Annotated in this window: 7 protein-coding genes; 5 read left to right on the top strand and 2 right to left on the bottom strand. The window is 59.2% G+C overall.

The annotated features are described in order from the left end of the window. Positions 1–20: 20 nt before the first annotated feature. Positions 21–1,979 carry a toxin TcdB middle/N-terminal domain-containing protein gene (locus AB1555_06170; protein ID MEW6246283.1) on the bottom strand — a complete coding sequence of 653 codons (1,959 nt, stop codon included), beginning with the start codon at positions 1,977–1,979 and terminating at the stop codon, positions 21–23. Next, positions 1,870–3,105 (bottom strand): SpvB/TcaC N-terminal domain-containing protein, encoded by a 1,236-nt coding sequence (locus tag AB1555_06165; GenBank protein MEW6246282.1) that lies wholly within the window; start codon positions 3,103–3,105, stop codon positions 1,870–1,872. The genes AB1555_06170 and AB1555_06165 overlap by 110 nt, the downstream gene beginning before the upstream one ends. Positions 3,106–3,650: 545 nt before the next feature. Between AB1555_06165 and AB1555_06160 the strand changes: the two genes are divergently transcribed. The 5 genes from AB1555_06160 (at position 3,651) to AB1555_06140 (ending at position 8,232) form a co-directional block, all read left to right on the top strand. Continuing rightward, positions 3,651–5,318: a GspE/PulE family protein gene (locus AB1555_06160; protein ID MEW6246281.1), complete on the top strand. Its 1,668-nt coding sequence runs from the start codon at positions 3,651–3,653 to the stop codon at positions 5,316–5,318. Positions 5,319–5,324: 6 nt separating this feature from the next. Continuing rightward, positions 5,325–6,293, top strand: a complete 969-nt coding sequence (locus tag AB1555_06155; protein MEW6246280.1) for a hypothetical protein — start codon at positions 5,325–5,327, stop codon at positions 6,291–6,293. 136 nt (positions 6,294–6,429) lie between these two features. After that, positions 6,430–6,978 (top strand): PilN domain-containing protein, encoded by a 549-nt coding sequence (locus tag AB1555_06150; GenBank protein MEW6246279.1) that lies wholly within the window; start codon positions 6,430–6,432, stop codon positions 6,976–6,978. 13 nt (positions 6,979–6,991) lie between these two features. Then, complete coding sequence (gene pilO / locus AB1555_06145; GenBank protein MEW6246278.1) at positions 6,992–7,591, top strand: type 4a pilus biogenesis protein PilO; 600 nt, start codon at positions 6,992–6,994, stop codon at positions 7,589–7,591. Continuing rightward, positions 7,588–8,232, top strand: coding sequence for a hypothetical protein (locus AB1555_06140; GenBank protein MEW6246277.1), 645 nt, complete (start codon positions 7,588–7,590; stop codon positions 8,230–8,232). Before pilO ends, AB1555_06140 begins: the two co-directional genes overlap by 4 nt. Positions 8,233–8,265: the final 33 nt, after the last annotated feature.

Below are 8,265 nucleotides of genomic sequence, written 5' to 3'. Positions count from 1 at the left end.
GGTTGGACTCGGCGGGGAACTTACTGGACTGAGGGCTCGTTCCTCCATCGTGATTCCCTCCCTGTGCCCAGAGAGGGAGGAATTTCAGATGAAAACTCAGGGGGGAGTTTCGCATGAAAGCTGACACCCCGCGGATCGCGGGTGCAGAGCTTGTTGCCGTAGGCGTCATAGGCCATGCGGGTCTCCGGACTCGTGCCGCCATTAAGCCAGCGCACGACACGGGTCAGATGCCCCTTGGTCGGCACCTGGTTGGTCGAGGCGGTGCCGCAGCTCGTCGTGCCGTCGTAGTAGAAGTCGGTGCGCGCCATTTGCGTGCCGGCAGGAATCCCGGCCGAGATGGTCTCGCTGGTTGGGAACCCGACGAGCCAGTCCGTGGTGTTGTAGCCGAAGGTGCGGGCGATCGTACGATCGTCCGTCGTGGTGGACGTGTCGCCGTGTTGGTCTTCTTGCGTCACGTTGCCGTGGAGATCATAGGTGTAGGCCACCTTTGTCTGTTTGCCGGCGACTCCACTGTTGTAAATCGTCGAAACCACCTCTTTGACCGGCGTGTAGAACGGAGCGGCGGGGGCCGTCCCGTCAAGCGTGTCCTCGTAATACAGAGTCGTTGTTTCCGTGAGCACTTGTCCCGCCCCATTCTTGACGGTGGTCCTGTAGGGTTGCCCTTTCATATACCCGTTCGCAACGTTCGGATCATTGCCACCGACGGCGACGTCGTTACCTTGATGGAACCAGGTCTCGGTGATCGTCTGCTCGCCATTCAGCCCGACCGGCCCCGTGACCTTGGCATAGTGAAAACCGCGGAAGTCACGTTCACCAATATGATAGAACCCACCGGAGTAGGTATAGCTTGTAGTTGACACGTTGCCATTGCCATCATTCGTAGTGATGCTGCTGACCGTTTGAACCGGAAAGGGGAGCTGCGTATTTGCGTAATGCGTGGAGGGTATGTACGCGATGTTCGCGCTACCGGCCAGACCGTTGGATACAGAATTAAGCAGGTACGGGATACCAGTGCCCGAAGAAAGTCCCATATAATCATAGAGTCCGGTTCCCGAGCGTCCGTGAATGTAGATATCAGCTTTCCCATCGCCGCTAAAGTCCCCGGTCCGCAATTCATAATCTTGCCAACCCGCTCCCCAGGACCAAGTCCAGAGATTGAAGCCGTTGCCTGTGGATAAGCCCATGTGTTCTCCGACACTCTGGCCAGGACCGCCATGAAGGTAGAGATCGGTCTTGCCATCTCCATTGAAGTCACCAGTCATCACCTCAAAAGCGCCCCAATTCCCACCGGAAGACCATGTCCAAAGTTGAAAGCCTGTGCCGGTCGAGAGACCCATATAATCATAAGGTGCTCCTACATAGCGTTCGTGAATATAGATGTCGGTTTTTCCATCGCCATTATAATCACCTGGGATCACTTGATAGTCCGCCCAGTTTCCGCCGGAGGTCCACGTCCAAAGTTGAAAGCCTGTGCCGGTCGAAGTTCCCATGTAATCGTAAGGAGCACCAGGGTATCTTTGATGGATGTAAAGGTCAGTCTTAGCATCTCCGTTGAAGTCACCCAGTATCACTTCGTAGTCGGTCCAATTACCTCCAGAGGTCCACGTCCAAGGAGTAACGTTGAACCCTGTACCCGTTGAGAGTCCCATGTAGTCATGGTTTCCAGTTCCAGGGCGCCCGTGGAGGTAAATATCCGTCTTGCCGTCGCCGTTGAAATCCCCAGTGTGTAACTCATAGTCAGACCAACCAGCGCCCCAGGACCATGTCCATAACTCAAATCCATTTCCTGTGGATAACCCCATGCGTTCCCCGACATTTGTACCTGGACGCCCGTGGAGATAAAGGTCTGTCTTGCCATCCCCGTTGAAATCACCAGGGATTGCTTCGAAATTTGACCAGATCCCATCGGACCCCCCACGTCCAGAGGCTGAAGCCTGTTCCAGTCGAGAGTCCCATATAATCAGGGACCTGAGCTCCATCTCGCCCGTGAATGTAGATATCGGCTTTTCCGTCTCCATTAAAGTCACCTGGGATTATCGCTTCATAATTGGTTGACCAGTTTCCACCTGATGTCCATGTCCATGGGGTCACATCAAACGTACCAGGACTCGCGGTGTATTGAACGGTGGCTGCAGGAAGAGCCGACGCTACTCCCTCATTGGTGATCGTGCCCGAGGTATTCAGACTTGCGTTGGAACCGAACTGCTGTACGGCCGAGACCATTGAGTTGCCAGTGCTAGAGCCTTGTGAGTACTGCACCTTGTACGCCCGCACGAGCTTGGTCATGGCCAGATCGGCCCAGACAGCGATAGTTTTGAGGCGGTACCGTGTTTTGATCTTGAAATTGCTTGTATACATGTCCGGTGCGTCAAGACGGTCACCTGCGTCACGGTAGAACTTGATCACATTCGTCGGGGCAACATCCGAGCCACTCTCCAAGCCATCGGATGTATGGCCGGTGTAGCGTACCTCATCGAGGTAGCCTTGATTATTTCCCTGATCACCCCAGTACACGACTTTCATGTAGTTGCCATCTCGATCGACTACCCAGTCTAAACACCACTTGAAGATTAGGCTGCCATCTGAATTGGTAATGCGTGACGCCCCCGTCTGCCCGAACAAGTATTTCGTCCCTTTCTTGTCGGTCGCCTCCCAGCCACCGCTGGAGAGTTTCCGGATTCTCGTGAAGCCGCCCTCGATCTTGGCACGATACTCGTCGGTCCCGTATTGCGGCGTCGCTACGAGTTCCGTGGACACGCCGTTCAGGTGGAACGTGTAGTCATCTCCGCTGTAATTCACCCCGAACCGCGTCTGTCGCTCAATCGCTCCCACTTCCAGCTTCCACCCCATCCCGACCCAGCCGTTGCCGTTCGCGCTGCTGTAGACGAGTTGCAGATTCGGTTGCATCCCGTTGCGGCCGGGTGGGACCTCAATCGGAATACTCGTCGTCGTTGCGCCGGTGAAGAGATCCGCGTGCACCGCGCCGCCGACAGCTTTGATCGGCGTGTCGTCGTCTACTTCCTTCGCGGATGCCGCGAAGGAAGCCAGCAGCACATAGCTAACAGCGAGTGGCCAGATGAAGACCGAAGAATGGCGGCGGATCATGGTGCGACTCCTTTCGACGCGAGGGACTAGCTGATAGCCGATAGCGAATAGCTTCAGGCTAAGTACCGATGATTCGTGATGCGTGAAGCGTCTCCCCCTCACCGTCGCCTCTCCCGCTAGGGGAGAGGGTTGATGCAAAAGGAAGAGTGACGCGTAACGAAGAGGGCGTACGTAGCATCACGGTGGCGGAGTGTAGTGAAAATGTTCACGCGCACAAGTCGCCCAAATGAGGGGATCACCCATTTGAGGGGATGCGGGCTTGTGAAGAGGATCGAAGAAAGACGACTTCGGTGACTGACTCAAGTGCAAGTGCAGGACAACGTTTCAGTTCAGCATCCCCTCGATCGAGGGAATGCCTCGGATGAGGGGATTGCAGGTTGCACAGCGCACAGCTAAAAGAGTTTACCCCTCACCCTAGCCTTCTCCCGCTAGGGGAGAGGGAGGAGACAATTAGAAGTGAAAGAGAGGGGATCGTTAGGAAGGAGTTGAGCAATGCCGACCTTGGTGCGACGGGCTGCCTTGCTTGATCTTCTGCGCGCGCGGGTGTGCTCTCTTCGGAGCAAGTCGAACGGTTGCTTGCCGAAGGGAATGGGTCGCAACGGGCGCTACAGGCGCGGCTGCTTGAGGAAGGAATCATTTCCGAAGCGGCTCTGGCGGAGGCGCTCGCTGAGCAATACGCCGTGCCGTTTCATGTGCTGCAGGATTTCCGCGTGGACTTCGAAAAGTTCTCGACGATTCCGGTGGACTGGATGCGCCAATACTGTTTTCTCCCGCTCGAAGAGCGCGACGGTCTCCTGACGCTGGCCGTACCTGATCCACAAGACTTGCGGGCGCTCGATCACCTTGAGCGCGCGCTCGGCCGCGAGTTTCGTGTCGTCGTCGCGCCCCGCCCGGCGATTCTGGAAGCGCTGAAGGAGAGCGAGCGGAACAGCCAGATGGTCGCGCGCGTGCAGGACGAATTCCGCCCCGTGCTGGTGCATGAAAACGAGCAAGGGGAGGAAGTGCTCTCGGTCGAGCGGATCAACAAGGACGAAAGCCCGGTTGTCCGCCTCGTCGATACGATCATTCTCAGCGCACTGCAAAAACGCGCGAGCGATATTCACATCGAGCCCGCCGACGGGGTCACCGAAGTGAAGTACCGCATCGATGGGGTCCTGTACCTGGCGATGGAGGCGCTGGACCTGCGCTTTCACAATCCCCTGGTCTCCCGGATCAAAGTGATGTCCGAGCTGGATATCGCCGAACGCCGTACGCCCCAGGACGGGCGGTTCAAACTGCGGATTGAGAAACGGACGATCGACTTCAGGGTCTCGGTGCTGCCGAGCGCGTTCGGTGAGTCGGTCGTGATCCGTATTCTGGCAAAGGAGGAATTCACCTCCGGCAAGCGGGGGCTGCATCTGGACGCGCTGGGACTGAAGGCGGACGACCTCAAGAAATTTCGGCGGGCCATCACGGCCTCCTATGGCATGGTCCTCGTCACCGGCCCGACCGGCAGCGGCAAGACCACCACCCTCTATGCGGCGCTGAACGAGGTGAACAAGAAAGAGGACAAGATCATCACGATCGAGGACCCGGTGGAATATCAGCTCAAGAACGTGGTCCAAATTCCGGTGAACGAGAAGAAAGGTCTGACGTTTGCGCGTGGGCTGCGGTCGATTCTGCGCCATGACCCGGACAAGATCATGGTCGGGGAGATTCGCGACGCCGAGACCGCACAGATTGCCATTCAGTCGGCGCTGACCGGGCACTTGGTCTTTACCACTGTGCACGCGAACAACGCCTTCGATGTGATCGGCCGGTTCGTCAACATGGGAATCGAGCCGTACAATTTCGTGTCGTCCCTGAACTGCATCATGGCGCAGCGCTTGGTGCGGACCATCTGTCCTTCCTGCAAGATCGCCGTGACCGTCTCGCCGGCGCACTGCAAGCAACTCGGCTTCGACTATCAGCTCTTCAAGGATCGACCGATCTATGAAGGCAAAGGATGTCTAGAGTGTCACGGCCTCGGGTATCGGGGCCGCCACGGCATTACGGAGTTTCTGTCGCTCACTGAGCCCATCAAGGAACTGATCTTGGATCGGCGACCGACCTCGGAGATTCGGCGAGCGGCGCTGGCGGACGGTATGACCACGCTGCGCGAAGCGGGCATCGAAAAGGTCTTGAAGGGAGAGACAACCCTGAGTGAAGTCAATCGGATGACGTTTGTGGGGTGACATGCCATGTTGGCGTTGTTTCCCGTCCACCGGCCGCGGTTGGGCCTGAGCTTTTCCGCGGAAGCATTGAGCGTCGTTGAGATTCGGCGGCCGTGGTTCGCGAAACCGAGGGTCCGTCGGATCAGCGATCGGCCTCTCCTGCCGGGCCTGCTGCGACCCTCGGCGAGCGAACTCAATATGGCAGACCCGGAGGTGGTCGCGCATGAAGTGCGGATGCTGAAGGGGTCGGCCGGCGTGGCGCCGGTGGCCGTGAGTCTGCCTGATCGCTGCGCCCAGATCATCCTCTGCGAGTTTGAGACCTTGCCCCCGGCGAAGGCCGACCGGGAGGCCCTCCTCCGTTGGCGGCTCCAGAAGGAACTCAACGCGTCGGCTGCAACCCTGCGGCTTGCCTATCGGGTCTTTGGCGGCCCCGGATCGCGCGCCGGGGCACGAGTGCCGGGGGCCGGGGGCCACCGGGTGCTTGTCGCCGCTATCCGGCCGGACATTCTGGCTCAGTATGAACAGGTCTGCGCGGCAGCGGGATTGCTGCCGGTGTCGGTGGGCTTCGCTACGCTCCAACTGTTTGATCTCTGGCGTTCCGTAATGACGCCCGCCGAGGAGCTGTTTTTCGTTCATCGAAGCTATGAGCACGTGGCATTTCTCGCCGTGCGCGGCGCCCGACCGGTGTTCCTCCGGCTCAAACCGACTCGCTGCGCGACGGCGGATCTGGCTGCGGCATTGATCGGCACCGTCCAGTTCTACGAGGACCAGTATCCCAGACCGAGCGAGGGAACCGACGCCGGCACGACGCCATTGTTTTTGCTGGACGGGACGGAGGGGCCAGCAACCGAATCACCGGCGGCCAAACCGGTCCTCGACCCGGTTCGCTGGGTCGACGTCGTGCACCCGGACCGGCAAGCGTTAGCGATCCGCGGCCTCCCATCAGTACTGTCGAGCGCCGGGTGGTCGGCCTTAGCAAGCGTCATGGCGATGTGAGGGCTCGGTGAAGGCACGCGTCCCGATAATCAGATGGTTCTCCGCGCGAGTGTCGTCCTCTGTGTGGCGAGCACCGTCCCGGTCCGCCTCGCTCCCCCGACTGCACATTTCCTTGATCTCTCCAGACATCACAATAGTGAAAGGTCTTCAAGACGTGCTGGCCGTCGTCATCCTGGGCTCGCTGACAACCGCCGGCTGGTGGTGGTGGGAGAGTCGGACCATCGAAGAAGCGGCCGTCCGCTATGAAACGGCGGCCGAACGGACCAAGGAACTGAATCGCCGGTTTGCCGAGCGGATGCAACAAGACAGGCTGACGCTCTCGCCACAGCAGATCGCCAAGATCACCCGGGAGGTGACGTTTGCCAATCAGTTGGCCGACAAGCGCGCCTTCTCGTGGGCCAGGCTGTTGAGCGATCTCGAAGAGGCTCTGCCGCCACGGGTGTCCGTCAGTTCCGTTCGACTGAATTTTCAGGAGTCCACGGTGGCGCTACATGGGACGGCGCCGACGCTCCGGGATCTCACGGCGCTGGTGGATCGCCTGCAGAGTCACGGCGCATTTCGGAATGCAACGCTGGCTGACCATCATGTGCAGAAGAAGCGAGAGGGCTCGACGGGGCATGCCCGCACGTCGGGATCGGAGGGTGTGGAATTCAATCTCACGGTCGTCTATCGACCGGCATTCTAAAGAAAGATCGCAAATGGCGCTATTCGGTCTGACGGTGCCTTCGGTCTCGCGGCCGGCTCAATGGGCGTTAGTTTCGTTGGCGCTCGTGACGGTGCTTTCTCTTGGGATGAGCGCGGGCATCTCTTCGCTTTGGCTCGCCCCGGCTGAAGAACGATTGGCTCGGGCAGAGGCGGCCTATCACGCAGGCAAGCAGGACCAGGTCAAGCTCCAAGCTGCACGCAAGACGCAAGAACAGATACGGACTGCGCAACGAGAATTGGAGAACGTCTGGCTGGTGCTGCCGACACAACATCAGTTCGCCGCGCTGGCGATGGCAATCTCGGAACTCGGGCGAGCGGAACAGGTGTCGATTCCCGGCATGACATATGCGTCGCAGAAAGGCGAGGAGGGCTTGCCGGTCAAAGCCTCGCTCTCCTTCAAGGCAACCGGGGACTATGCCGCGATTTATCGCTTCATTCATCGACTGGAAACGACCGATCCCTACTTAGTCATTGAAAGCCTCGACGCGACCAGGGCCTCGAAGTCCGAGCGGTCTGCCTCGACGCTGGTGGTCTTCAACGTCCGCGTGGCGACTTTCTTGCGGCCGCAGGTGTCCACGGCAGGAATGTCATGACGGAGCAAAGGAAATGGCAAGCCCTCGTGGCGTTGGGCGTGGCCTGGGTCGCCCTGATCACCATGCGCTGGATGACTGCGGAAGACCCGCAGCAGGTGCCGTTGAGGTTCACATCGGGTCAACCCGTGGCGCCGACCCGGTCGGCGGCGAATGGGCAAGTGATCGTCAAACCGATCCGGACCAAGGCTCATCAAGCCCCGATCGTGCCCAAGAGAAACATCTTTGCACCCTACGAACCGCCGGCAGCACCGATTTCTCGTTCAGCCGTGGCGCGGGCAACGCTATCGACGCCACCAGCCGCGGCCGTCTCCCAGCCAACGCCGAAGCCCGTCACTCCTCCGCCACCCTCGCCGGAGGAGCTCGCGGCCCAACAGGCCCGGGAACGAGAGGAACAGAAGCGCAAGCACTTGCGCGAACGACTGGCGCAGTATCGGTATTTCGGATATCTGACACGGGATGGGGAGCGGCGCGCGTTTATTGGGAAAGATCGCGAGATCTACATCATCAGGTTGGGAGATACGCTGGATGGAGCGTTTCTTGTCGCATCAATCGACGGGATGTCCGTGAGGTTGAAGGATCCCCCCACCGGGTTGGAAGTCACGATTCAGCTCGCCAAGGAAGGAAGCGGAGGGCCTTCGTAACCGAAGGCTCTCTGCTTTCCGGCGCTCTCTTTC

The organism is Nitrospirota bacterium (assembly GCA_040755395.1).
Lineage (GTDB): Bacteria > Nitrospirota > Nitrospiria > Nitrospirales > Nitrospiraceae > DATLZU01.
This window is presented reverse-complemented; position numbering and strand designations above follow the sequence as displayed.

Coding starts and splice junctions, on each gene's coding strand:
- AB1555_06165 (MEW6246282.1), bottom strand. CDS start 3,105: ATGATCCGCCGCCATTCTTCGGTCTTCATCTGGCCACTCGCTGTTAGC.
- AB1555_06140 (MEW6246277.1), top strand. CDS start 7,588: ATGACGGAGCAAAGGAAATGGCAAGCCCTCGTGGCGTTGGGCGTGGCC.
- pilO (MEW6246278.1), top strand. CDS start 6,992: ATGGCGCTATTCGGTCTGACGGTGCCTTCGGTCTCGCGGCCGGCTCAA.
- AB1555_06170 (MEW6246283.1), bottom strand. CDS start 1,979: ATGGAGCTCAGGTCCCTGATTATATGGGACTCTCGACTGGAACAGGCT.
- AB1555_06155 (MEW6246280.1), top strand. CDS start 5,325: ATGTTGGCGTTGTTTCCCGTCCACCGGCCGCGGTTGGGCCTGAGCTTT.